This is a genomic window from Streptomyces ureilyticus (assembly GCF_011045025.1).
Lineage (GTDB): Bacteria > Actinomycetota > Actinomycetes > Streptomycetales > Streptomycetaceae > Streptomyces > Streptomyces ureilyticus.
Genome location: NZ_JAAKZX010000023.1, coordinates 26,911 through 52,386 on the forward strand (window position 1 = coordinate 26,911; position 25,476 = coordinate 52,386).

The 25,476-nt window shown below is 69.6% G+C and carries 20 protein-coding genes and 1 riboswitch; of the genes, 10 read left to right on the forward strand and 10 right to left on the reverse strand.

Going from position 1 to position 25,476, the window contains the following annotated elements; all coding sequences use genetic code 11:
* The first annotated feature begins 57 nt into the window (after window positions 1–57).
* Complete coding sequence (locus tag G6048_RS10340) at window positions 58–1,968, forward strand: P-loop ATPase, Sll1717 family (protein ID WP_165339178.1); 1,911 nt, start codon at window positions 58–60, stop codon at window positions 1,966–1,968.
* A 623-nt stretch (window positions 1,969–2,591) separates the two neighbouring features.
* Here the strand turns inward: G6048_RS10340 and G6048_RS10345 are convergent.
* From G6048_RS10345 to G6048_RS10360, 4 genes are read right to left on the reverse strand one after another with little or no spacing between them, the layout of a single operon-like run.
* The gene (locus tag G6048_RS10345; RefSeq protein WP_165339179.1) at window positions 2,592–3,242 is read right to left on the reverse strand and encodes a thymidine kinase; all 651 of its coding nucleotides are present in this window, start codon (window positions 3,240–3,242) and stop codon (window positions 2,592–2,594) included.
* Window positions 3,243–3,296: 54 nt separating this feature from the next.
* A complete protein-coding gene (locus tag G6048_RS10350; protein ID WP_165339180.1) occupies window positions 3,297–4,490 on the reverse strand; it encodes an alkaline phosphatase family protein in 1,194 nt (397 codons plus the stop codon).
* Complete coding sequence (locus tag G6048_RS10355; RefSeq protein ID WP_165339181.1) at window positions 4,490–5,077, reverse strand: DUF5998 family protein; 588 nt, start codon at window positions 5,075–5,077, stop codon at window positions 4,490–4,492. The genes G6048_RS10350 and G6048_RS10355 overlap by 1 nt, the downstream gene beginning before the upstream one ends.
* Window positions 5,078–5,118: 41 nt before the next feature.
* Complete coding sequence (locus tag G6048_RS10360) at window positions 5,119–7,923, reverse strand: bifunctional acetate--CoA ligase family protein/GNAT family N-acetyltransferase (protein WP_165339182.1); 2,805 nt, start codon at window positions 7,921–7,923, stop codon at window positions 5,119–5,121.
* Between the two features lie 168 nt (window positions 7,924–8,091).
* Here G6048_RS10360 and G6048_RS10365 point away from each other — a divergent pair, with 168 nt between their 5' ends.
* Complete coding sequence (locus tag G6048_RS10365) at window positions 8,092–8,373, forward strand: HPr family phosphocarrier protein (protein WP_165339183.1); 282 nt, start codon at window positions 8,092–8,094, stop codon at window positions 8,371–8,373.
* 148 nt (window positions 8,374–8,521) lie between these two features.
* On the opposite strand, the gene G6048_RS10370 is transcribed toward G6048_RS10365, so the two are convergent.
* The 4 genes from G6048_RS10370 to G6048_RS10385 all read right to left on the reverse strand — a co-directional run bounded on the left by G6048_RS10370 (window position 8,522) and on the right by G6048_RS10385 (window position 13,319).
* Entirely contained in the window at window positions 8,522–9,217 is a 696-nt protein-coding gene (locus G6048_RS10370; RefSeq protein WP_165339184.1) for a GntR family transcriptional regulator, read from the reverse strand.
* Between the two features lie 221 nt (window positions 9,218–9,438).
* On the reverse strand, window positions 9,439–10,227 hold the full coding sequence (locus tag G6048_RS10375) for a M23 family metallopeptidase (RefSeq protein ID WP_165339185.1): 789 nt from the start codon (window positions 10,225–10,227) through the stop codon (window positions 9,439–9,441).
* Window positions 10,228–10,240: 13 nt separating this feature from the next.
* Window positions 10,241–10,398, reverse strand: a riboswitch (cyclic di-AMP (ydaO/yuaA leader).
* A 213-nt stretch (window positions 10,399–10,611) separates the two neighbouring features.
* Complete coding sequence (locus tag G6048_RS10380) at window positions 10,612–12,003, reverse strand: M16 family metallopeptidase (RefSeq protein ID WP_165339186.1); 1,392 nt, start codon at window positions 12,001–12,003, stop codon at window positions 10,612–10,614.
* Entirely contained in the window at window positions 12,000–13,319 is a 1,320-nt protein-coding gene (locus G6048_RS10385) for a M16 family metallopeptidase (protein ID WP_165339187.1), read from the reverse strand. The genes G6048_RS10380 and G6048_RS10385 overlap by 4 nt, the downstream gene beginning before the upstream one ends.
* 241 nt (window positions 13,320–13,560) lie before the next feature.
* On the opposite strand from G6048_RS10385, the gene G6048_RS10390 reads away from it, so the two are divergent.
* Window positions 13,561–16,011, forward strand: a complete 2,451-nt coding sequence (locus G6048_RS10390; RefSeq protein WP_165339188.1) for a DNA gyrase/topoisomerase IV subunit A — start codon at window positions 13,561–13,563, stop codon at window positions 16,009–16,011.
* On the opposite strand, the gene G6048_RS10395 is transcribed toward G6048_RS10390, so the two are convergent.
* Window positions 16,012–17,058, reverse strand: coding sequence for a CobW family GTP-binding protein (locus G6048_RS10395; RefSeq protein ID WP_235989580.1), 1,047 nt, complete (start codon window positions 17,056–17,058; stop codon window positions 16,012–16,014). It lies immediately after the preceding gene.
* 323 nt (window positions 17,059–17,381) lie between these two features.
* On the opposite strand from G6048_RS10395, the gene G6048_RS10400 reads away from it, so the two are divergent.
* Window positions 17,382–17,939 (forward strand): DUF6082 family protein, encoded by a 558-nt coding sequence (locus tag G6048_RS10400; protein ID WP_165339190.1) that lies wholly within the window; start codon window positions 17,382–17,384, stop codon window positions 17,937–17,939.
* Between the two features lie 249 nt (window positions 17,940–18,188).
* Window positions 18,189–18,416: a hypothetical protein gene (locus G6048_RS10405; RefSeq protein WP_165339214.1), complete on the forward strand. Its 228-nt coding sequence runs from the start codon at window positions 18,189–18,191 to the stop codon at window positions 18,414–18,416.
* Between the two features lie 55 nt (window positions 18,417–18,471).
* Here the strand turns inward: G6048_RS10405 and G6048_RS10410 are convergent, their stop codons facing one another.
* Window positions 18,472–19,638 (reverse strand): citrate synthase, encoded by a 1,167-nt coding sequence (locus G6048_RS10410; protein WP_165339191.1) that lies wholly within the window; start codon window positions 19,636–19,638, stop codon window positions 18,472–18,474.
* Between the two features lie 106 nt (window positions 19,639–19,744).
* Between G6048_RS10410 and G6048_RS10415 the strand changes: the two genes are divergently transcribed.
* From G6048_RS10415 to G6048_RS10435, 5 genes are all read left to right on the forward strand, one after another.
* The gene (locus G6048_RS10415; RefSeq protein WP_165339192.1) at window positions 19,745–20,998 is read left to right on the forward strand and encodes a citrate synthase; all 1,254 of its coding nucleotides are present in this window, start codon (window positions 19,745–19,747) and stop codon (window positions 20,996–20,998) included.
* Window positions 20,999–21,055: 57 nt separating this feature from the next.
* On the forward strand, window positions 21,056–22,006 hold the full coding sequence (locus tag G6048_RS10420) for a sucrase ferredoxin (RefSeq protein ID WP_165339193.1): 951 nt from the start codon (window positions 21,056–21,058) through the stop codon (window positions 22,004–22,006).
* A 71-nt stretch (window positions 22,007–22,077) separates the two neighbouring features.
* Window positions 22,078–23,784 carry a sensor histidine kinase gene (locus G6048_RS10425; protein ID WP_165339194.1) on the forward strand — a complete coding sequence of 569 codons (1,707 nt, stop codon included), beginning with the start codon at window positions 22,078–22,080 and terminating at the stop codon, window positions 23,782–23,784.
* The gene (locus G6048_RS10430; RefSeq protein WP_165339195.1) at window positions 23,781–24,461 is read left to right on the forward strand and encodes a response regulator; all 681 of its coding nucleotides are present in this window, start codon (window positions 23,781–23,783) and stop codon (window positions 24,459–24,461) included. The genes G6048_RS10425 and G6048_RS10430 overlap by 4 nt, the downstream gene beginning before the upstream one ends.
* Window positions 24,462–24,746: 285 nt before the next feature.
* Window positions 24,747–25,439 carry a response regulator gene (locus G6048_RS10435; RefSeq protein WP_165339196.1) on the forward strand — a complete coding sequence of 231 codons (693 nt, stop codon included), beginning with the start codon at window positions 24,747–24,749 and terminating at the stop codon, window positions 25,437–25,439.
* The last annotated feature ends 37 nt before the right edge of the window (window positions 25,440–25,476 follow it).

Genomic DNA, 25,476 nt, shown 5'->3' on the forward strand with positions numbered 1-25,476 from the left:
ACGCGCCTAATCTTCCTATGCGTTGACGATTTACGCATCACCGAGGGGGAGAGCACCATGGAGCACGAACCCAATCCGATCAGCGACCTGTTCTTCGGGCGTGACGATGCGGAGAACGACCTGACGGCCGGCCTGCTCAACGGCACGGTCTTCCGGCCCACCTACGCCTACCGGCAAGCCCTCTCCGGCCGCACATCACTGATCATCGGCCGCAAGGGCGCGGGCAAGAGCGCGATCTGCCGCCGGCTCGCCACCCCGAACGGCCATCCTGGCACCACGGTTCTGATCACCCCTGACGACACAGCCGGTGACGAGATCCGGCGGTTCGAACTCCAGGGAGTCTCCGGAGACACCGCCAAGTCCCTGATCTGGCGCTACGTCTTTGCCGTCCACGCAGCGCGGTATCTGTGCGAGCATGCGCGAGCCGCCCACGGTCGGCGCGCCCGTACATCGGTGCGGGCACTGCGCGGTTTCCTGGAGGCGAACGGCGAGACCGGCGAAGAACGCCTGTACGACAGACTTCGGCGAGGGGTCCGGGGCCTGCAGTCGGCGAACCTCGCCCTCAGGGCGTTCGGCATCGAGGCGGAGGTCGGTCTGAACGACGCCTCCGAAGGAGCCCGCGCCAGCCGGCAGTTGGAGGTCCTGGAAAACGGCGTGGCGGCGGCCTTTGCCGAACTCGGCTGTGCCGGAGCACATACGCTGCTCTTCCTGGTCGACCAGCTCGAACAGGTCTGGACGATCGACCCGGACAGTCACGCTCTGGTCACCGGGTTACTCCTGGCGAGCAAGCAGGTCACGGGACGGTACGGCAGCGCCGTGCGCTGCACGCTCTTCCTGCGGGCGGACATCTACGACACGCTCAGCTTCGGCGACGCCGACAAGTTCCACAGCGACGAGCTGCGGATCACCTGGACCCAGGAGGAGCTCGCGGACCTCGCGCTGGCCAGGGCGGCGGCCTCACTCAAGAAGGAGCTCACTTCAGAGCAACTGTGGGGTCAGTTGTTCCCCTCGACGGTGTCCGGTGAACCGACGGACGAGTACCTGTTCCGGCGGGCACTGCCGCGCCCCAGGGACACGATCCAGTTCCTCAACGTGTGCCAAGGCGTCGCGGACCAGCGGGGCCACCGGCGGATCACCGAGGAGGACGTACTCACTGCCACCGGACAGTTCTCCCGCTGGAAACTCACGGACCTGGCCAGGGAGTACTCCGTGACGCATCCCTTCCTCAGCCGACTCTTCCTCCTGTTCGAGAACTACGGATACGTGGTGATGCTCCCGGCGCTCGCCACTCGGTTCGAGCCCCACCGTGAGCGGCTGCAGCAGGACTTCGCCGACTACGCCGAAAGCCTCACCACACAAGGAGTACTGGACGTCCTGTTCGGAATCGGCTTCCTCGGTGTCAAAAGAGGCCACAAGGTCGTGTACTCCGACGGTGTTCAGATACCCCCGCAACCCGGCGAGGTGGAGTTCCACGTGCATCCTTGCTTCCGGCCCGCACTGGGCGGCCTGGGCCCCGTGGACTTGACGCCGTACAGCCCCAGTCGGAACCGGAACATCTATGTCGGCAACGCGCTGGTCCAGGCCGCGACGGGTTCGGACCTTTCTTTCGGCATCAGCCGCAGCTCTCAACTGCTGGACGATGTCGTCCGTGCCTGCGAACGGCTGCTGCGCCAGCTCATGCGGGCGGGGCTGCCGAACGACATGCGAGCCGAGGTGCAGGCCCGGATCGGCCACGTCCTGGACGGCGCCCGCCGCGCCCATGAGGACCTGCGGAACGGAGTACCGGTCGATGTGACAGACCATGTGCTCGCAGCGTCGGACTTCCTGGGAAACCTGGCCACACAGCTGGGTGAGCACGGCATCCGCGAGGAGCCCATCACCCGCCGCCTGGAGGACGAGGCCCGGGCACTGATCCGATCGGCCGGCGGTGCGGTGGGCGGTGGCAGCGGATCGGCTTCAGCCCCGTGACCCGTCCTCGATCCACGGACCGGTCGGCTACGCCGCACCAAGGAAAAACGGTCGCAGTACACGCGAACTGCTCAACAGGTCCACCAGTATGACCGGGACGGCCGACGCCACGCGGCTGTTCGGTCACCGGCCGGACGGCACTCGCGCCAAGGAGGCCGTTCGTAGAAGCGGTGAGCTGTGTCCCCTTGCCCGCCGTGACCCGGAGTGGTGTTGCCAGGCCGAGAAGACCAGCGGTGGATCGCTGATGGACCACCGGCCTTTCGTCTGCGTGAGATCAACGACCTCCCGCCGCCCACCCGGTCCATCCTGGCCTCCCAGTCACGCCGACCGAACCAGCAAAAATCCAGCAACCGGAAACCGCGCCCGGATTCAACCACCGGACGGCAACGCCCTGACCTGCACAAACACTGCGCCGCATCTCGCGAACCCAAACCTTGAACGTTCCGCAGCAACGCGCGGATCCGGGCGGCGAATCGCCCCCTGACCTGCACAAACGCAGACCAGGGGGCGATTCGAGGTGAAACTAAACGTTGAAGCGGAACTCCACCACATCCGCGTCATACAGCAACAACGATGACCAGCACGACCGAGAACGTGTCCACTGACGTCCCTCCGACAGGAAATCAGGCGGAGGTGACCGGCAATACGTCCGGCGACAACGCCCCCGCATGGGCAGCGGCGCTCGTCATCCGCCTGCGGTGATGACGCCGACACAGCACCTCGTACCCCACCTCCGCCGCCGAGCCGGCCACATCCCCCACCACCACCTGCTCGCCCTCGACCACCATCTCTCCAGCCAGCGTGCGCGCGTTATGGGTGGCTCGCGCACCGCACCAACACATCGCCTCGACCTGCAACGTCTCCACGCGGTCCGCAAGTTCGATCAAACGCTGTGAGCCAGGGAAGAGCTTGGTGCGGAAGTCCGTGGTGATGCCGAACGCGAAGACGTCCAGGACGAGGTCGTCCACGATCCGGGCCAACTGGTCGATCTGCTCCGGCGCGAGGAACTGCGCCTCGTCCACGATCACGTAGTCGACCTTGGCACCGTGCGACATCTGCTCCACCAGGTACCCGTACAGATCCATGCCCGGAGCCGCCTCAACCGCGTCCGTGACCAGGCCCAAACGCGACGACAACTTGCCCTCGCCGGCCCGGTCATCCCGCGTGAAGATCACACCCTGCAGACCCCTTGCCGAACGGTTGTGCCCGATCTGAAGCGCCAGAGTCGACTTCCCGCAGTCCATCGTCCCGGAGAAGAACACCAGCTCGGGCATGGCGAGTTGAGCACCTTTCAGCGGAGGGCAGTTCAGGGGCGAGGCGGCCGACGATCAGGAGCGTACTTCGAGCAGCGGGACCAGCTGCTCGGCGGGGGTCATCGAACCGTGGTTGCCGAGCATCGACGACTCCTTCGGCTCCCGCTGCGAGGCGATGAGCAGGACGTCGTCGCGGGCGGCCGCGACCACGTCGCCGATGCGGGCGTACACCCGCTCCTCGATCCGGTCGGGCTGCCCGAACCAGCCCGCCGCGATCGCCTCGTCCCGGGACGCCACCCAGAACTGCTCGCCGAGCACCTCGCGCCAGCAGGTCAGGACGTCCGACGCGGCGCCCGGGACGGCGTACACATGCCGGGCGCGGCCCTCGCCGCCGAGCAGGGCGACTCCGGCGCGCAGCTCCCAGTCCTCGTCGAAGTCGATGCGGTGCGGCTCCCCGAAGGGGATGTCGATCATGCCGTGGTCGGCCGTGATGTACAGGGCCGTGCGGGGCGGCAATTGCTCGGCCAGCCGCTGGACCAGGCGGTCCACGTACATGAGTTGTCCGCGCCAGGGGTCCGAGTCGACACCGAAGCGGTGGCCTTTGCCGTCCACTTCGGCGTAGTACGTGTAGACCAACGAGCGCTCTCCGGCGGCCAGTTGCTCGGCGGCGAGGTCCATGCGCTCCTCGCCGGACAGGCGCCCGTGAAACGTTCCGCCGCTCAGCGCGACCTTCGTCAGGGGCGTGTTCTCGAACGTCGGCGAGGAGACCTGTGCGGTGTGCACGCCCGCCCTGTCGGCCAGCTCGAAGACCGTGGGGTACGGCTGCCAGACGTGCGGCGGTGTCCACGGGTTCCAGCGGAGCTGGTTCATCAGCTCGCCGGTCTCCGGGTTGCGCACCGTGTAGCCGGGCAGGCCGTGGACGCCCGGCGCCAGCCCCGTGCCGACCGTGGCGAGCGAGGTGGCGGTGGTCGCGGGGTACGCGGCGGTGATCGGGCGGCCGGTGCCGCCGCGGGAGCTGCCCAGGAGGGAGCTCATGAACGGGGCCTCTTCGGGATGCGCCCTCAGCTGCTCCCAGCCGAGGCCGTCGATCAGGAAGACGCAGTTCCGGTCGGCCGGGGTCAGATCCGTGAGCGTGGCGGCCAGATTCGGTACGCCCATGCCCGCGGCGAGCGTGGGCAGCAGATCGGCGAGCGAACCGGAGCCGTACTCGGGCACGGGTGCGGACTCGACGGTGAGCGGTTCCGGGTGGTCCCAGACGGGCTGCGCCATTACGGGGTGACGTCCGCGGTCGCCTCGGAGAGCGACTGGGCGAAGGCGAGCGTCTGGCGCACGGCGTCCGGGCCGTCGCCGGCCTCGCTGACGCGCAGGCTCAGGTCATCCGCCGTCGAGCTGCCCGTATAACCGTGGTCCGCCTCGCAGTTGGGGTCGCCGCAGGCGGCCGGCTCCAGGTCGAGGCGGGATACCGCGCCCCAGCCGATGGTGAGGACGACCTCGCGGGGCAGCGTCCCGGGCACGTACTTCTCCGGGTTGGCGACGACCCGGCTGAGGACGACCGACGAGATCCGGCCAAGCTTCACGGACTCGGTGGAGGTCGTCGCGTACGGCGTCGGCGACGTACTGTCCGCGGCCTGCTCGTCGGTGTGGCTCACGATGAAGCGGTTGTCGGTGAGGACGAGCACCGTCACATGCCGACGCACCTCGTTGGCGTCGAACGTCGTCTCCTGGTGGACCAGAAACGACCGGATGGCCTCGCCGCCGACAGCGGCTTCCACCGCCTCGGCCACGAGGGCCGGGTAGTAGCCGCTGCGCTCGATCGCCGCTCGCAGCCCCTGGGTCGATGTACTGGTCTTGGCCATGGCGCCCATCCTACGGGGGCGCACTGACTGCGAGGCACCGCTCAGTACACAGGAAGCGTGCGCGGACCGAGGTCGCCGCGGGCGGGCGGGGGCGCGAGCCGCACGGAGGCACCGAGCGCGGTCAGTCCGTGCGGGGCGACGACCACGGGTTCCAGGGTGACGGAGACGACCTCCGGGTGGTCGTCCACAAGGCGCGACAGGCGCAACAGCAGTTCCTCCAGCGCCGCCGTATCCGCCGGCGCCGAGCCCCGCCAGCCGAAGAGGAGCGGCGCCGTCCGGACCGACCGGACCAGCGAGGCCGCCTCCCGATCAGTGACCGGAATCAAACGGTGGGCGGTATCGCCGAGCAGCTCCGAGGCGGCTCCGGCGAGCCCGAACGAGAGCACCGCTCCGGCCGCCGGGTCGATCACCGCGCGGACGACGGTGTCGACACCGCGGGGCGCCATGCTCTGCACCACCGGGCGCAGTTCGGCGGGCGTCCCGAAGAGCTCGGTCAATTCGGCGTACGCCCGCCGCAGTTGCTCTTCGTCCGCCAGATCCAGTCGTACGCCGCCCAGGTCGGCGCGGTGCCGCAGGTGCGGGGCGGTGGCCTTCAGCGCCACCGGGTAGCCGGAGCGCTCGGCCGCCGCCGCGGCCTCGTCGGGCGTCGGGGCGGGCAGGGCACGGCGTACGTCGATGCCGTACCGGCCGAGCAGCGCGCAGGTGTCCTCGGAGCCGAGCGTGAGCCCGGCCGGGTCGCCCTCGGCCAGCAGAGCGTCGATCTGCTCGGCCGCCCCCTTCTCGTCCATGTCCTCGAACTCGGGCACCCGGCCGGGCTCGGCGGCGTCCCGGCGCCAGTGCCCGTATCTGACGGCTTCGGCGAGGGCACGGACGGCGCGTTCTGCCGCGGGGTAGGCCGGGATGAGACCGGAATCGTCCGCGGGGACCTGCGCCGCCGGGCGTTCGGCGGGCGGCGGCACCTGTGGCTCGACGGCGTGAGGCGCGGTGCTGGTGGCGGCGGAGAGGGCTTCGGCGAGCCCGCCGAGCTCCACATGGACCACGAGGACCGGCTTCGCCGGGGACGCCGCCGCGGCCGAGCGGAGCGCCTCGGCGAGAGCGGCGTCGGAGGGCGATGTCTCACCGACCGCCGGTATCGCGGTGACCACGACGGCGTCACAGGCGTCATCGGCCAGTGCGTGCGCGAGGGCCGCATGGAAGTCCTCCGCCGATGCCGCCGTGGTCAGGTCCTGCGGCGGCAACGGCCGGAGCCCTTCGGCGAGACAGGCGTCGTATGTGAGCAGACCCAGCGACTCGGAGTTCCCGAGGATCGCCACGCGCGGTCCGGCGGGGAGCGGCTGGCGTGCCAGCAGCAGCCCGGCGTCGACGAGTTCGGTGATCGTGTCCACCCGGATGACCCCGGCCTGCCGCAGCAGCTCGGACACGGTCGCGTGCGGCAGCCGTGTGGCCCGTACGGCATGTCCTGGAGGCGCGGACCCGCTGTGCCGTGCCCCCTGCACGACGACGAGCGGCTTGGCCGCGGCGGTCCGGCGTGCGAGTCGCGTGAACTTCCGTGGATTGCCGATGGATTCGAGGTACATCAGCGCGACATCGGTGTCGGGGTCGTCGTACCAGTACTGCAGTACGTCGTTGCCGGACACGTCCGCGCGGTTGCCCGAGGAGATGAACGTCGACACCCCCGTCACGCCCGTGACGCCGCCGCCGCGCCGCTGCAGCCGGGACAGCAGCGCGATCCCGATGGCACCGGACTGCGCGAACAGACCGATGCGTCCGGCCCGTGGCATCTTGGGCGCGAGTGAGGCGTTGAGGCGTACATCCGGTGCGGTGTTGATGACTCCGAAGGCGTTGGGTCCGATGATGCGCATGCCGTACGCGCGCGCGTGGCGCACGAGTTCACGCTGGCGCTCCCGCCCCTCGGGGCCGCTCTCGGCATACCCGGCGGTGAGCACGACAAGCCCCTGCACGCCGTGCTCACCGCAGTCGGCGAGGGCCTGGGGGACGTGCTCGGCCGGGACGGCGACCACGGCGAGATCGACGGGGTCGGGGATGTCGCGGATCGAGCGGTACGCCGGGACCCCTCCGAGTTCCTTCTCCTGAAGGGCCCTGTTCACCGCGTACAGACGTCCGCCGAACCCGGCGTCGCGGAGGTTGTCGAGGACGCTGCGCCCCACTCCCCCGGGCGCGCGGCCCGCCCCGATGACGGCGACCGAACCGGGCGCGAGGAGCCGCGCCACGGACCGCCCCTCGGCCCGCTGCTCCCGGGCCCACTGCACCGCGCGTGAGCGGTCGGTGGGCTCCAGGTCGAACTCCAGACGTACGACGCCGTCTTCGAAGCTGCGCTTCTGCTGGTAGCCGGCGTCCGTGAACACCTTGATCATCTTGTTGTTGGCGGGCAGCACCTCGGCGGCGAACCGGCGGATGCCACGCTCGCGGGCCACCGCGGCGATGTGCTCCAGCAGCGCGGAGGCCACACCGCGGCCCTGGTGGGCGTCCTGTACGAGGAAGGCGACCTCGGCCTCGTCGGCCGGAGCCGAGGCCGACAACCCCTCGGCGTCGATGCGGTCGTAGCGTACGGTGGCGATGAACTCGCCGCCGACCGTGGCCGCGAGTCCCACCCGGTCCACAAAGTCGTGGTGCGTGAAGCGGTGGACGTCCTTGGCGGACAGGCGCGGGTACGGCGCGAAGAAGCGGTAGTACTTCGACTCGTCGGACACCTGCTCGTAGAAGCTGACCAGGCGGTCGGCGTCGTCGGCCGTGATCGGCCGGATGCGCGCGGTGCCGCCGTCGCGCAGCACGACGTCGGCCTCCCAGTGGGCGGGATACTCGTGCCGGTCCGACGAGGTCTGCATGGGCCCCAGAGTACGGCTCGTGTCCGACAATGGCGCGAGGCAGTCCGGGGCCCGACTCGGGCCCCCGCATGGGCTCGTGGCCTCTGCCGGGCCGGTGCCCGCCGGGGGACGCTTCACGTATGGAATAGTGGTCTAGACAACCTGAGCACACCTGAAGGGCAGCATCACATGGCTGAGCGCCGCGTCAACGTCGGCTGGGCCGAGGGCCTCCACGCCCGCCCCGCCTCCATCTTCGTCCGTGCGGCCACGGCCGCCGGCGTCCCTGTGACGATCTCCAAGGCGGACGGCAACCCCGTCAACGCCGCGTCCATGCTCGCGGTGCTCGGCCTGGGCGCCAAGGGCGGCGAGGAGATCGTCCTGGCCTCCGACGCCGAGGGCGCGGACGCCGCGCTCGACCGCCTGGCCAAGCTGGTTTCGGAAGGGCTTGAGGAGCTGCCGGAAACTGTTTGATCCACGGGATCACGTTCACAAGACGCCGTCCCGCACACGCACCAAAAGGGCTCGCCCGAAATACCGGGCGGGCCCTTTGCAATTCCAGGGTGCGGGCAGCAGAAATAATCCCCCGCGAATTACTTCCCCTTTGTATACGGTGCCACTGTTAATGCCGCAGGCTCGCCGTGTTTACGGGGTGTTGCGAAGTCCTCACACGCTCCACGCGATCACCGCGCTCTGGAAAGCGCAGCCGGTGCGCGGCCGTCGCCCGCTCGGTGTGCAGGGCCGTGATCGCCCGGGCCCGCTCGCTGTCGCCGCGCGCGACGGCGTCCACGATGCCGCCGTGCTCCGCCCAGGACTCGGCGGGATGGGCCGGTACCTCCACCGCGTACATCCAGGCGATCTTGTGCCGCAGCTGGGTAAGCATCGAGGTCAGCGCGGGGCTGCCGGAGGCCTGCGCGAGCGTCTCGTGGAACCAGCCGCCCAGGGAGCGCAGATCCTCGCTCTGGCCCCTCCTGGCCCGCTCCTGCCCCAGCCTGACCAGACCGCGCAGCACCTTGAGGTGCGCCTCTGTACGCCTCTGTGCGGCACGCGCGGCGCCCAGAGGCTCCAGGAGCATGCGCATCTCCAGCAGGTCGGCGGCCTCCTGCTCCGTGGGTTCCGCGACGCACGCGCCCGCGTGCCTGCGGGTGACGACGAAGCCCTCCGCCTCCAGCGTGCGCAGCGCCTCCCGCACGGGGACCCGCGAGACGCCGTAGCGACGCGCGAGCAGTTCCTCGGTGAGCCGGCCGCCGCGTTCGTAGACACCCGCCACGATGTCGTCACGGATCGCCGTGCATACCGAGTGCGCGGGAATACGCATGACCGGACCTCCGCCTTAATCCCCGCGAAACGCGGTCGATTGACGCTCGTTCGGTGACTCTATTGCAGAGTCCGGGAAATTCCGATGGCGGGCCGGAATCCATGGCGTTTTTTTGGACACATAGTCGCGCAGAACAGGCAGACGTCCGGTCAGGATGCACGAAAGCCCCGGCTCGGTGAGCCGGGGCCTTCGGGGAAGGGTGCGACGGAGCTTCTGCGTCGTCAGACGTTCACGCCGTGCGAGCGGAGGTAGGCGAGGGGGTCCATGTCCGAGCCGTACTCCTGGGACGTACGCGCCTCGAAGTGGAGGTGCGCTCCGGTGACGTTGCCGGTTGCCCCGGAGAGGCCTATCTGCTGGCCCGGGGTGACGCTCTGGCCGACAGAGACGGAGAGGGACGACATGTGGGCGTACTGCGTGTACGTGCCGTCGTTCATCTTGATGACGACCTGGTTGCCGTACGAGCCCTCGAAGCCGGCCTCGACGACGGTGCCGGCGCCCACGGCGCGGACGGTGGTACCGCTGGCGGCGTGGAAGTCGATGCCGGTGTGGCTGCCGGAGGACCAGACGGAGCCGCCGGCCTTGTAGCCGGTCGAGACGTACGAGTCGCTGATCGGCGAGACGAAGGAATTGAGCAGGCGCTTGCGCTCGGCCTCGCGGGCGGCGCGCTCCTTGGCCTCGCGCTCCGCCTTGGCCTTCGCCTCGGCGCGGGCCTTCTGCTCGGCGGCCCGCTTCTTGGCGGCCTCCTCGGCGGCCTGACGGGCGGCGGCCTCCTCGGCGGCCTGGCGCTGGGCGTGGGCCTGGGCGTCGATCTGGTCGGCGACCGAGTCGCCCATGGTGACGGCCTGGGTCAGCCCTGTCTGCTTGGCAGCGGACGGGCCGGCGAACGCCGGGGCGGCCAGAGTGCCGATGACACCGGTGGTGGCGAGCGTCGCTACGCCAACGGTCCTCGAGGACGTGCGCTTCGTACGGCTCGGGCGACGGTGCTTCCCGGTGGCGCGGGTGAACGCCATGAAGTGGCTTGTCCTTTCCTTCCTTCTCGCCTACCGGGTTAGCTGACGGGTTCGGAGCAGGAAGGTCTCCTACGGGCCCCCTCCAGGAGGGCGCCCGATTCACCCCAGGGACTGCGATGGGTCCCCGGCTCCCCTGGCTCGCGCCGTACGGGGACTCGGCGATGACTGTCCGGTGCCGCGGGTGCGGCGCAGTGCCTGACGGACAGCCGGACTGAAGCTAAGCGGGCGGTCTCTCAAATAACAAACGGATGACGGCTTTTGTAGCGCACGCCACAGGCCAGACACACAACCTCCATACCAACTCGCAACCAATCCAATCAATTTGGACAAAGAGGGACCCTGGAGGCTCATCAGCCTCCAGGGTCCCTGGGATGTGCGGCGGCCCTACTCAGCCGGGACCACGCTCACTTCACCGATTCCGAGGGCCTTGACGGGCTCCTCGATCTGGGCGGCGTCCCCGACGAGGACGGTCACCAGACGGTCCACCGGGAAGGCGCTCACGGCGGCCGCGGTGGCCTCCACGGTGCCCGTCGCGGCGAGTTGGCGGTACAGGGTCGCCTGGAAGTCGTCCGGCAGGTGCTGCTCGACCTGGTCGGCGAGCGTGCCGGCGACGGCGGCCGCGGTCTCGTACTTGAGCGGCGCCACGCCCACCAGATTCTGTACGGCGATATCCCGCTCGGCGTCCGTCAGACCCTCGGCCGCGAGCGTACGCAGCACCTTCCAGAGGTCGTCCAGCGCCGGGCCGGTGTTCGGCGTGTCCACCGAGCCGCTGATGGCGAGCATCGCGACGCCCGTACCGTCCGGGGCGGAGCGCAGCACCTGGCCGAACGCGCGCACACCGTAGGTGTAGCCCTTTTCCTCGCGCAGGACGCGGTCGAGGCGCGAGGTGAGGGTGCCGCCGAGGCAGTACGTGCCGAGCACCTGGGCGGGCCAGACGCGGTCGTGCCGGTCGGCGCCGACGCGGCCGATGAGCAGCTGCGTCTGGACGGCTCCGGGTCGGTCGACGATGACCACGCGGCCGGCGTCGTCGGCGGTCACCGGAGGCACGGGACGGGCATCGGCCGGCGAGCCGGTCCAGGCGCCGAGCGTGTCACCGAGCAGCGCGTCGAGGTCGACACCGGTGAGGTCGCCCACGACGACCGCGGTGGCCGTGGCGGGGCGTACATGCTTCTCGTAGAAGGCGCGTACGGCCGCGGAGTCGATGCTCGCGACCGTCTCCTCGGTGCCCTGGCGCGGGCGCGACATGCGCGAGGTCGCCGGGAAGAGCTGCTTGGAGAGCTCCTTGGCGGCGCGGCGGGCCGGGTTTGCGGTCTCGTGGGGGATCTCGTCGAGCCGGTTGCGGACGAGCCGTTCGACCTCGCTGTCCTCGAAAGCGGGCGCCCTGAGGGCATCGGCGAGCAGACCGAGCGCCTTCGGGAGCCGCGATACCGGGACCTCGAGGCTCAGTCGTACGCCCGGGTGGTCGGCGTGCGAGTCCAACGTGGCGCCGCAGCGCTCCAGTTCGGCGGCGAACTCCTCGGCGGAGTGCTTATCGGTGCCTTCGGAGAAGGCACGCGCCATGATCGTGGCGACACCGTCCAGGCCCTTCGGCTCGGCCTCCAGCGGTGCGTTCAGGAGGATTTCCACGGCGACGACCTGCTGGCCGGGGCGGTGGCAGCGCAGCAGCGTCAGGCCGTTGCCGAGCGCACCGCGCTCGGGCGCCGGGAAGGCCCAGGGCTTGGCCTCGCCGGCCTGCGGCTGGGGATGGAAGTCCATGGTCACGGTGGCCTCGGTCACTGGGCGGTCTCCTCGTCGGTGGCGATCGGCTCGTACACGAGCACCGCGCGGTTGTCGGGGCGCAGACGGGCCTTGGCGACCTCCTGGACCTCCTCGGCCGTGACGTCGAGCACGCGCTGTACGGCGGTCAGGGCGAGTTGCGGGTCGCCGAACAGCACGGCGTACCGGCACAGTTCGTCGGCGCGGCCCGCGACCGTACCGAGCCGGTCCAGCCACTCGCGCTCCAACTGGGCCTGGGCGCGCTCCATTTCCTCGGCCGTGGGGCCCTCCTCGGCGAACCGGGCGAGCTCCTCGTCGACGGCCGCCTCGATGACGGGGACCTCGACGTCACCCGAGGTCTTCACGTCGAGCCAGCCCAGGGAAGGCGCTCCGGCCAGCCGCAGCAGACCGAAACCGGCCGCCACAGCCGTACGGTCACGGCGTACGAGCCGGTTGTAGAGGCGGGACGACTCGCCGCCGCCGAGGACGGTCAGGGCGAGGTCGGCCGCGTCGGACGCGCGCGTGCCGTCCTCCGGGAGCCGGTAGGCGGCCATCAGCGCGCGCGCCGGGACCTCCTCCTCGACGACCTCGCGCAGCTGCTCACCGATGGTCTCCGGCAGGGCTCCGTCGCGCGGCGCGGCCTTGCCGTCGTGCCCGGGGATGGAACCGAAGTACTTCTCGACCCAGGCGAGCGTCGCCTCCGGGTCGATGTCGCCGACGATCGACAGAACGGCGTTGTTGGGCGCGTAGTAGGTGCGGAAGAACGCGCGGGCGTCCTCCAGGGTGGCCGCGTCCAGGTCGGCCATCGACCCGATGGGGGTGTGGTGGTACGGGTGGCCCTCCGGGTAGGCGAGGGCGGTCAGCTTCTCGAAAGCGGTGCCGTAGGGGACGTTGTCGTAGCGCTGGCGGCGCTCGTTCTTGACGACGTCCCGCTGGTTCTCCATCGACTCGTCGTCCAGCGCGGCGAGCAGCGAGCCCATGCGGTCGGCCTCCAGCCAGAGGGCGAGCTCCAGCTGGTGCGTGGGCATGGTCTCGAAGTAGTTGGTGCGCTCGAAACTGGTGGTGCCGTTGAGTGAACCGCCCGCGCCCTGCACGAGCTCGAAGTGGCCGTTGCCCTTCACCTGGGCCGAGCCCTGGAACATCAGGTGCTCGAAGAGGTGGGCAAGTCCGGTCAGGCCCTTGACCTCGTGGCGCGAGCCGACGTCGTACCAGAGGCACACCGCCGCGACCGGGGTCAGATGATCTTCGGAGAGCACCACGCGCAGGCCGTTGGCCAGGCGGTGCTCGGTCGCTGTCAGCCCGCCGGAGCCGGCCTCGACGGTGGCCGTGTGACCCATGGGCATGTACGTCCCTTCGATCGCGGAAAACTGCTGAATTCCTGCTAGTCATGCCACTGTATGCAAGCGCGCTGACAGCTGGCGAAGTTCCCGGAACGGCTACGCCGAGAGCGAGCGGGCGCGTGTCGTCCGGACCCTTGTGCACGGGGCGCGGTCCGGGTTGTCAGTGGGGCGGTCCACAATGGAGCTCGTCAGAACCCGTTCATGCCCCGGCAGACACTGTGAAGGAGTCGCAGCAGCGATGGCCCGCCGCAGCACGAAGACCCCGCCGCCAGACGACTTCGAGGAGCGCATCCTCGACATCGACGTCGTCGACGAGATGCAGGGCTCCTTCCTCGAGTACGCGTACTCGGTGATCTACTCCAGGGCCCTGCCGGACGCCCGTGACGGCCTCAAGCCCGTACACCGCCGCATCGTCTACCAGATGAACGAGATGGGGCTGCGCCCCGACCGCGGCTATGTGAAGTGTGCCCGCGTCGTCGGCGAGGTCATGGGTAAGTTGCACCCCCATGGCGACGCGTCGATCTACGACGCCCTGGTGCGCCTGGCCCAGCCCTTCTCGATGCGCCTGCCCCTGGTGGACGGCCACGGCAACTTCGGCTCGCTGGGCAACGACGACCCGCCGGCCGCCATGCGGTACACCGAGTGCCGGATGGCCGACGCGACCTCCCTGATGACGGAGTCGATCGACGAGAACACGGTCGACTTCGCTCCGAACTACGACGGGCAGGAGCAGGAACCGGGCGTCCTCCCGGCCGCGTATCCGAACCTGCTGGTGAACGGCGCCTCGGGCATCGCGGTCGGTATGGCCACGAACATGCCGCCGCACAACCTCGGCGAGGTGATCGCCGCCGCCCGGCATCTGATCCGGCACCCGGGCGCCGATCTCGAGACGCTGATGAGGCACGTCCCGGGTCCCGACCTGCCCACGGGCGGCCGCATCGTCGGCCTCTCCGGGATCAGGGACGCGTACGAATCGGGCCGCGGCACCTTCAAGATCCGCGCGACGGTGTCGGTGGAGAACGTGACGGCGCGCCGCAAGGGCATCGTCGTCACCGAGCTGCCCTTCACCGTCGGCCCGGAGAAGGTGATCGCCAAGATCAAGGACCTGGTCGGCGCCAAGAGGCTGCAGGGCATCGCCGACGTCAAGGACCTCACCGACCGGGCGCACGGCCTGCGCCTGGTCATCGAGATCAAGAACGGCTTCGTCCCGGAGGCCGTCCTGGAGCAGCTCTACAAGCTGACGCCCATGGAGGAGTCCTTCGGCATCAACAACGTCGCGCTGGTGGACGGCCAGCCCCTCACACTGGGCCTCAAGGAGCTCCTGGAGGTCTACCTCGACCACCGCTTCGAGGTGGTGCGGCGGCGGTCGGAGTTCCGCCGCGGCAAGAAGCGGGACCGGCTGCACCTGGTCGAGGGTCTGCTGGTCGCCCTCCTGGACATCGACGAGGTCATCCGCCTCATCCGCTCCAGCGACAACTCCGCGCAGGCCAAGGAGCGCCTGATGGAGCGCTTCTCGCTGAGCGAGGTCCAGACCCAGTACATCCTGGACACCCCGCTGCGTCGGCTCACCCGGTTCGACCGCATCGAGCTGGAGTCGGAGCGCGACCGGCTCAACCAGGAGATCGAGGAGCTGACCCGCATCCTGGAGTCGGACGCCGAGCTGCGCAAGCTGGTGTCGGGCGAACTGGCGGCGGTGGCCAAGAAGTTCGGCACCCCGCGGCGTACGGTGCTGCTCGAGTCCTCGGGGGCCACCGCCGCGGCTGTACCTCTGCAGGTAGCCGACGATCCGTGCCGGGTACTGCTGTCGTCGACGGGACTTCTCGCCCGTACGGCGAACGGTGACCCCTTCGGGGAAAGTGACGGCAAGCGCACCAAGCACGATCTGATCGTCTCGGCCGTCCCGGCGACAGCCCTGGGCGAGGTCGGCGCGGTCACCTCGGCGGGACGCCTGCTGCGGATGAACGTGATCGACCTGCCGCAGCTACCCGAGACGACCGCGGCGCCCAACCTGGCCGGAGGAGCGCCGATTTCGGAGTTCCTCACCCTGGAGGGCGATGAGGAGGTCGTCTGCCTGGCCACGCTCGACGAGTCCTCGCCGGGTCTGGCGCTCGGCACACAGCAGGGTGTGGTCAAGCGTGTGGTGCCCGACTACCCGTCCAACAAGGAGGAGTTGGAGGTCATCACGCTCAAGGAGGGCGACCGGATCGTCGGCGCGGCCGAGCTGCGCACGGGCGAGGAGGACCTCGTCTTCATCACCGACGACGCCCAACTACTGCGCTACCAGGCCTCCCAGGTCCGCCCGCAGGGCCGGCCCGCGGGCGGCGTGGCGGGCATCAAGCTCACCGAAGGGGCCAAGGTGATCTCCTTCACGGCCGTCGACCCGGCCACGGACGCGGTGGTCTTCACGGTGGCGGGCTCGCGCGGCACGCTCGACGACTCGGTCCAGACGACCGCGAAGCTGACACCCTTCGACCAGTACCCCCGCAAGGGCCGCGCCACGGGCGGTGTCCGCTGCCAGCGGTTCCTGAAGGGCGAGGATTGCCTCAGCCTGGCCTGGGCCGGCCCCACTCCGGCCCGGGCCGCTCAGAAGAACGGCACGCCGGCGGACCTGCCGGAGATGGACCCGCGCCGCGACGGCTCGGGCATCTCGCTGCCGAAGACGGTGTCGGTGGTGGCGGGACCGGTGTGATCAGGCCTCGTCTGGATCTTGTACGTAGCGGAGGACGCCCCACATGCTGTGCTCGTCGGCGTGCGGGGCGTCCTCCTTGCACGCCTCCAACTCCTTGCCGAGCGCGGGGGCGTCGATGCCGGAGCCGATGAGGACGAGCTGGGTGCGGCGCTCCTCGCCGGGCGCCCAGGGCTCCGGGTAGAACCGCAGGAACCGGCCCACGGCATGCACGGCGTACCGGTTGCGGGTGTCGGCCGCGCCGAAATCGACGTACCCCTTGATGCGGTAGAGGCCCTCCGGCCTGCTGTCGAGGAAGTCCATCAACCGGCGTGGGCCGAGCGGCACTTCAGTGGTGAAGGCGAGGGACTCGTAGACGGAGTGCAGGTGCCCGGCGTGCTCGCGACCATCCTCATGGGCGTGCTCATGAAGGTCATCGAAGGACAGCTGCCCGATCCGCTCCGTCGACGGCTTGCAGTCGAAGAGGAGCTCCGGGTCGATCCGCCCGTACGTGACGGGGACAACGGCGGCACGGTCAGTCAGCGTCCGGACGAGTCGGAGTACATGCTCAGGCTCCTCGGCCCGGTCCGCCTTGTTGACGACGACGAGATCGGCGAGGCCGAGATGCCGGTCGATCTCGGGATGCTTCTGCCTCGTGTCGTCGAACTCGGCGGCGTCGACGACCTCCACGAGCCCGCCGTAGACGACGCGTGGGTTCTCGCTGGCGAGCAGCATCCGCACGAGCTCCTGCGGCTCGGCGAGACCGCTCGCCTCGATGACGATGACGTCGATACCGGCGGAGGGCTGGGCGAGCCGTTCCAGGTAGACGTCGAGTTCGCTTGCGTCGACCGCGCAGCACAGGCACCCGTTCCCGAGGGAGACGGTCGAGTCCCCGAGCGCCCCGGCAACCGCCATCGCGTCGATCTCGATCGCCCCGAAGTCATTGACGACGGCCCCGATACGGCTGCCTCCGCTGCTGTGCAGAAGGTGGTTGAGCAGCGTGGTCTTGCCGGACCCGAGGAAGCCCGCGAGGACGACGACCGGGATCTGCTGGGGGCTCGCAGGACTCAACGCGCGACCTCTCTCACACCGATGCGTGCACCGGCTCGTGGACCGGCTCTCGTTACGAGGATTGAATGCCGACTCAGGATACGAGCCGGTGGAAACCCCGCGAAGTGAACGATTGTTAGCGGCGTTCAGGGGGCACACGTTGGACATGGCGCCAGGAACGCGCCCCGCGCTTCCCCCTGTGCGCCCTCTTAGCCGCCTCCCAGCCGATCAGAGCCGCTCGGCACCCTGGAAGACGGCAAGCGCGCCGCCCACCCGCTCGCCGGTCTGTTCCCTGTCGACCCGCACCCGACGACCGGCGGACGGTGCCTGATTCGGGGGTTGACATGGCCACACGGAATTTAGGGATACGCGGACTGGGTTGCGCCGCGGCGGCCGGTATCGGCATGGCGGCGGCGGTCCTCGTCAACGTGACCGCACATCGGCACGCGCTCGATCTCCTGCGAACACGCTTGGAACATGTGGAGCAGGCCGCGCACACCCAGCGACACGCCAATCTGGCCAATCAGCAGCGTCTTCACTGGGAGTTGCTGAGCAAGGCCATCGACGACCCCGAGCTGGCCGAGGTCCTGGACCTCTACGAGACGCCCGTATCGCCCAAACAGCGGCGCCAGTATCTCTTTGCCAACGTTCTCTACACGAACGCGCTCTTCTACTACCGAATCGGCAATATCAGTCGCGAAGAGTTCTTCGGGTACATCAGAGGAATCCTGCAGAACCCCGTCGTCCGCGAGTACTGGCACGCGACCAAGCACCAACGGGCGACCATCGCCGAAGACTCGGACGAAGCTGAGTTCGGACGCATGGTGGATGAACTCCTCATCCAACTGGAGGAGTCGGACACCGAAGAGTGGTGGGTTGTCGGCGAACTGCCGGATTCGTGACCCTTGCACACTGCGGTGTCCACCGTCGAACTCCGGCCCGAGGCTCAGAAATCACACCCTCGGCCCATAACGAACAGGTGACATTCCCAGTTGTCCCAGGCGTCACTCACCTGATCGTGTTGAGTGACTCCACAAGACCGTTGCTCACACCGCCGGAGGGACGAGCGCACCCAGGGCGCCTCCCGCCCGCATCGTTGTGCGCAGCTCTTCAGACGTGAGAACCAGAGGGAATCAACAGTGAGTCACATCATCCGTCGGATCGGTGCATCTCCGCGCGCTCGGGGCAGCGTGAGTGGAGCCAACTGCCCCGACATCTTCGAATTGGCCGATGGCAACTTCGCAGTCATCGGCACGGACGCCACTGACTCACTCGACCCCGGCCTCCCCTCGGACGCCTCGCGCGCCGACTACGAGCGCATCGTGGTCATCACTCGGGAGACGCTCATTCGAGCCAAGGCCGACATTCCTGACGCTTGAGCCCGCCCCCCGAACGGCCCGGCACTACCCCACGCAGTGTCGGGCCGTCGGCGTGTCAAGCCACCGCCGGCACCGCCGCCGGCGCCCCCGGCCCCACGTACCGCGCCACCGGACGGATGATCTTCGAGTCCTGGGCCTGTTCCAGGATGTTGGCGCTCCAGCCGACAACGCGGGCCGTGGCGAAGGTAGGGGTGAACATCGCGCGTGGGAGGCCGCAGAGCTCCATGACGACGCCCGCGTAGAACTCGACGTTGGCGTGGAGGTCACGGCCGGGCTTGAGTTCCGCGAGGACCGCCTCCACCCTGCGCTCCACCTCGACCGCGAAGTCGACAAGAGTGCCACCGAACCGCTGGGCGATGCCGCGGAGCATGCGGGAGCGGGGGTCCTCCGTGCGGTAGACGGCATGGCCGAATCCCATGATGCGTTCGCCGGCGAGGACTCGTGTGCGGACCCAGGAGTCGATCCGGTCGGGCGTCCCGATCGCGTCGAGGGTATCCAGCGCCCGGCTCGGGGCGCCGCCGTGCAGCGGCCCGGAGAGGGCGCCCACCGCACCCACGAGACAGGCCGCCACATCCGCTCCCGTCGACGTGATCACCCGGGCCGTGAACGTTGATGAGTTGAATCCGTGGTCAATGGTTGAGATCAAGTACTGCTCAATCGCCCGGGCCCGCTCCGGCTCCGGTTCCGAACCCGTCAACATGTAGAGGTAGTTGGCGGCATGAGGCAGATCGTCCCGCGGCTCCACCGGGTCGAGGCCACGGTCCAGCCGGTAGAGCGCCGTCAACAGCGTCGGCACGGCCGCCGCCGCAGCGAGCGCGTCCGCACGACGCTGGTCCGCGTCGATGTCGTACACCGGTCGGAACCCGCGCGCCGCACCGAGCAGCGACAATGCGGTCCGCATGCCTGCGAGCGGCCCGGACCGCCCACTCGCCGCCGCGATCGCGGGCAGGGCGGACAGCACCTCGTCGGGCAACCGCCGCAACGAGGCGGTCCGCGCCACGAAGGCGGAACGCTGTGCCGCATCGGGCAGTTCACCGTGGACCAGCAGATGCCAGACGTCCTCGAATCCGCGGGTCTGCGCGAGTTCGACGGCCGAGTACTGGCGATAGTGATAGAAGCCCTCGACCCCGCGGACATCACCCAGTGCTGTGTCGGTGACAACGACGCCGGCGAGTCCCCGCGGTACGTCTACAGAGGCGGTCTCGGCACGGTTGATCGGCATGTTCCCTCCCTGGAGTTGATTCGACTGTCTATGATTGACTTGATCTCTGTCAATATTGATTGAATCAACTTACAGGTGAGCGGATCCACACAGATACGGTGACGCCATGAGGGATCAAGAACCGGCTCCCGCCCGCGAAGGCCGACGGATCAGCACCAAGGAGACCGCCGAGCTGCTCGGCGTGAAGCCCGAGACGGTGTATGCGTATGTGAGTCGCGGTCAACTCAGCAGCCGCCGCGAACCGGGCAGCCGGGGCAGCACGTTCGACGCCAAAGAGGTGGAGACGCTCGCACGACGCAACAGGCGGGAGGCGAGCGAGAGTTCACCGACTACGGGGGGACTCTCCGTACGCACCCGCATCACTCTGATCGACAAGGACCGCTACTACTTCCGTGGCGTCGATGCGACCGAACTGGCCGCGCGCCACTCCTACGAAGAGGTCGCCGAGTGGCTGTGGACGGGCGTGCTGCGCCCCGGCGTCACCTTCACCGCCCCGGAGGCGTCCGTGGCAGTCGCCCGCCAGGCCGTCGACGCACTGCCCGAGCACACCGGCCCGACCGACCGGCTCCGCGTCGCAGCCATCGCCGCGGCGATCGCGGACCCGCTGCGCTTCGACCTCTCCGAGGAGGCAGTGCTTGGCACGGCGCGCACCCTCATCCCCACGCTCGTCGCCGCACTGCCGCCCCTACGGCGCGATCATCGGGACCGGGGCCCGCTGGCGCACCGCCTGTGGGCGCGACTCAGCGGCCGAAAGCCCGACGACGCCTCACTGCACGCCCTGGACACGGCACTTGCCCTCCTCCTGGACCACGACCTGGCCGCCTCCACCCTCGCGGTCCGAGTCGCCGCATCGGCACGCGCGCACCCGTACGCCGCCGTGTCCGCGGGCCTCGGCGCCCTGGAAAGCCCACTTCACGGAGCGGCCAGCGGATTCGCGCACCGGCTGATCTTCGACGTGCTGGACCGGGGCACGGCGGCCCCCGTGGTCGCGGACGAACTGCGCGCCGGACGCCGCGTCCCGGGGCTTGGCCACTATCTCTACCCGGGCGAGGACCCGCGCGCGCGTGCACTGTTCGCCCTCCTGAAGGAGGTCCCCGGAGCCGAGCCCGCCTTGGCGGCGGCCCACGACATCGTGGACACCACCGCCCGCCACGCTCCCCTGCACGCCAATGTCGACCTGGCCCTCGCCGTCCTCACGGTGGCGTCGGGCATGCACGCGTCCGCAGGCGAGACGATCTTCGCCGTGGCGCGCACGGCGGGCTGGATCGCCCACGTCCTGGAGGAGTACAAGGAGACCTCGATGCGCATGCGCCCGAGCGGGAACTATGTAGGGCCACGGCCACCTCAGCCACTCCCGTAACTCTGCCTCCACAAGCCCCGAAAGCCACTCGACGCAACTCAGGTTAGGCTTACCTCCGTGAGTACGTGCACGAAGGTCTCCCGGGAGCTGGACGAGCCCCTTGCGGGGACCGCCGCCACCGCGCGGACGTGGCTGCTGGTGGAGCAGTCCGGACCCTGGGGTGCCAGAGCGCTGACCTCGAGCCATCTGGATCCGGACCTCGGCCGCGCTCTGGAGAAGGCCACGGAGGGAACCGGCGTACGCATCGCACTGATCCGCCGCCCGGGACGGCACGCCGACTGCCACACAGCTGCCGAGCGCAAGGTGTACGCAGCCCACACCGCTCCGGGAAACGTATGGCTGCACAGCGCCACAACGTCAGCCCCCGAGCAGCTGCTCAAACTTGACTTCGCCGCACTGGGCGGAGGCGCATCCGACACCTTCGACACCGTTCTCGACGGCCGCCCCCACACCGGCGACCCCCTCGCCCTCGTCTGCACCAACGGCAAGCGCGACCGCTGCTGCGCCCTCCTCGGCCGCCCCCTCGCCGCCGAACTCGCCGCCTCCGGAGTGGACGGCGCATGGGAGGTCACCCACTTGGGAGGCCACCGATTTTCGCCGACCTTGCTCGTGCTTCCGTTCGGCTACGCGTACGGGCGCGCGGAGGCTCATGCCGTCAAGGAGATACTCCAGGGCGTACGGGAAGGGCGTGTGGTCACCGAAGGGTGCCGCGGGAGCTCCGCCTGGGAGCGCCCCGGCCAGGCGGCCGAACTGGCGGTCCGCACGGCGACCGGCGAGGAGGCCGCGGACACGCTGACGGTCGTCCGCACGGACGGCACCGCGCCGCGCTGGGAGGTGACCGTCGCCCACACCGACGGCAGCATCTGGCGCGTCACCGTCGCCCAGGGTGCCTCAATGCCGCCCCGACAGGAGAGCTGCGGCTCGGCCCTCGGCTCCCCGGCCCGGATGGACGTACTGGCAGTGCGCGAGCTTTCCCGTCCGGCTGTGGCGAGCCTTGTAGCCCCCTGATCACGCCTCGCACAAGAGATCCACGCCACACCCCTACGGCACCGCGCAGCGGCGGCCGTACCGTCATAGGCATGAGTCCCACTCCCCCTGCCCGACGACTCCGCCTCGGCATGCCGAAACGGATGTTCTCGCAGGTGCTGCTGATGCAGGTGGCGATCGCCGCCGGAGTCGCCGTGCTCGCGACCGGCCTGTTCCTCGCCCCGCTCAGCGAGCAGCTGGACGACCAGGCGATGCGCCGTGCCCTCGCGATCGCGCAGACCACGGCCGCGCAGCCGCAGTTCGCCGAGGACCTGACGTCGACGCGTCCCTCGGCCGACGGACCCGTACAGGCCGAGGCGGAGCGGATCCGGAAGGCCAGCGGGGCCGAGTACGTCGTGGTGATGAACACGGACGGCGTGCGCTGGTCGCACACCGACCCCAAGCGGATCGGCGGCAAGGTCTCGACCGACCCCGAGAAGGCCCTGGCCGGCCAGGAGGTCATGGAGATCGACAGCGGGACGCTGGGCCGCTCGGCCCGCGGCAAGGTGCCGTTGCGCAACGCCGAGGGCGACATCATCGGCGCGGTCTCCGTCGGCATCGAGTACGACAGTGTGCGCGCCCGGCTCATCCACGCGATCCCGGGCCTCTTCGCGTATGCGGGCGGGGCCCTGGCCGTCGGCGCGCTGGCCGCGTATCTGATCTCCAGGCGAGTCCAGCGGCAGACCCGCGACCTGGCCTTCTCGGACATCGCCGCGCTCCTCGCCGAACGCGAAGCGATGCTGCACGGCATCAGGGAAGGCGTCGTCGCCCTGGACCGCGGCGGCAGGGTCCGGCTCCTCAACGACGAGGCACAGCGCCTGCTGGGCATCGGTGACGAGGTCGTCGGGCAGCCGCTCGACGAGGCCCTCGGCGAGGGACGTACGACCGATGTACTGGCCGGACGCGTCTCCGGCACCGATCTGCTCACCGTCCGCGGTCAGCGCGTCCTGGTCGCCAACCGGATGCCCACCGACGACGGCGGCGCCGTCGCCACGCTGCGCGACCGCACCGAACTGGAGCAGCTAGGCCGCGAACTCGACTCCACCCGCGGCCTGATCGACGCCCTGCGCGCCCAGGACCACGAGCACGCCAACCGTATGCACACGCTCCTCGGCCTGCTGGAGCTGGAGATGTACGACGACGCCGTGGAGTTCGTCGGCGAGGTGGTCGGCGACCACAGGGTCACCGCGGAACAGGTCACCGAGAAGATCCACGACCCGCTGCTCGCCGCCCTGTTGGTCGGCAAGGCCACCGTCGCGGCGGAGCGTGGAGTGGCACTGTCGATCTCGGACAGCACGCTGTTCCCCGACCAGTTGATCGATCCACGTGGACTCGTCACGATCGTGGGCAACCTGGTCGACAACGCGCTCGACGCCGTCGCCGGTAAGCAGCACGCGCGCGTGGAGGTCGAATTGCGCGCGGAGGGGCGTACGGCAGTGCTCAGGGTGCGGGACACCGGGCCCGGAATCCCCGCCGAACAGCGCGAGTTGATCTTCACCGACGGATGGTCCACCAAGAAGCCTCCGGCGCACGGAAAGCGCGGAATCGGCCTCTCCCTGGTGCGGCGGCTCGCCGAGCGGCAGGGCGGCAGCGCGCGGGTCGCGGAGGCGGACGGCGGGGGCGCGGAGTTCACCATCGTGCTGCCCGAGACGCTGGCGGAGCCGGGACTCGCTCCGGAGCCCGGACGGGCCGGCGTCAGGTACGAGGCGCGGCAAGCCGCCGTGGCAGGCACCACGACCACCAAGGAGGAGTCGCGATGATCGAGGTGCTGGTCGTGGACGACGACACCCGGGTCGCCCGAGTCAACGCCGCCTACGTCGAGAAGGTCGCGGGCTTCCATGTCGCCGGCCAGGCGCACTCCGCGGCCGAGGCGCTGCGGCAGGTGGAGGCGCTGCCGCAGCTGGATCTGGTGCTCCTGGACCACTATCTGCCCGACGAGACGGGCCTCGCGGTCGTCCAGGAAATGCGGCGTCGCGGCCACCAGACCGACGTGATCATGGTGACCGCGGCCCGTGACGTCTCCACGGTCCAGGCGGCGATGCGGCACGGCGCGCTCCAGTACCTGGTCAAGCCGTTCGCCTTCGCCGGACTGCGCGCCAAGCTGGAGGCGTACGCGACTTTGCGCCGGACCCTCGACGGCGGAGGCGAAGCCGAGCAGGCCGAGGTCGACCGGATCTTCGGCGCCCTCTCCGCGGGTTCGGAGCCGAATCTGCCCAAGGGGCACTCCCCCACCACCGCGCAGGCCGTACGCCAGGCGCTGCTGAGCGCCGAAGGCCCTCTGTCGGCCCAGGAGATCGCGGACCGGACAGGGCTCAGCCGGCAGACCGCCCAGCGCTATCTGAAGCTCCTGGAGCGCACCGGGAGGGCGACGCTGAGCCTCAAGTACGGCGACGCGGGCCGCCCGGAGCACCGTTACGTCTGGGCGACCCGCGCCTGAGGGCACGGCCGAAGTACGGGAATCGCGACCGCGCCCACCTCGGCACAGCTGTCAGGGGAGGCCAGCCGTGCGAGGAAGCTCAGCCCGCGGCCTGCTTCTTCACCAACTCTGCGTCTGCGCACCTGCCTTGCGACCGTAGAGGTGCCGTGTGCAAGAGCAGCAGTCTTGTGACCGCAAGGCCTTCTTCTGCTCGCAAAAGCGTGTTGTGCTCGTTTAGCGCGCGCTACAACACTGGAGCCGGAGCAACGGGCCCGACGCAGGCCCGAGCTCGGGGAGAGAGGCCCGATGATTGACGTCCTGGTCGTGGACGACGACTTCCGTGTCGCCGAGATCAACGCCCAGTACGTGGGCAAAGTGCCCGGCTTCCGGGTCACCGCCCGCGCGCACACCGCGGCGCAGGCCCTGGCCACCGTGGCCCGCGAACCCGTCGACCTGGTGCTGCTCGACCACTATCTGCCCGACCGGACGGGGCTCGAACTCGTCCAGCGGATGCGGGAGCTCGGCCACGACAGCGACGTCATCATGATCACGGCGGCCGGTGATGTGGAGACCGTGCGGGCCGCGATGCGCCTCGGCGCCCTGCACTATCTGGTCAAGCCGTTCACCTTCGCCGCGCTGCGCACCCGCCTCGACTCGTACGCCGCCCTGCATCGCACCGTGGAGCGCGTCGAGGGCCAGGGCGTGGCGGGCCAGGAGCAGGTCGACCGGATCTTCGGCGCGCTGCGTACGACGCCCGCCGCCTCCTCGCCCGGTCTGCCCAGCGGCCACTCGGAACCCACCACAGACCTGATCTGCAAAGTTTTGCACGACGCCGACCATCCACTGTCAGCCCACGAGGTCGCAGCCCGAACCGGCCTCAGCCGCTCCACCGCCCAACGCTACCTCCGCCACCTGGAACAGGCCGGCCGCCTACGCCTCACTCTCAAATACGGAGACACGGGCCGCCCAGAGCACCGCTACGCATGGGTGGCCCCCTGAGACACGTGGCCGGTACCGCGCCCCTAAGGGAAGGCCG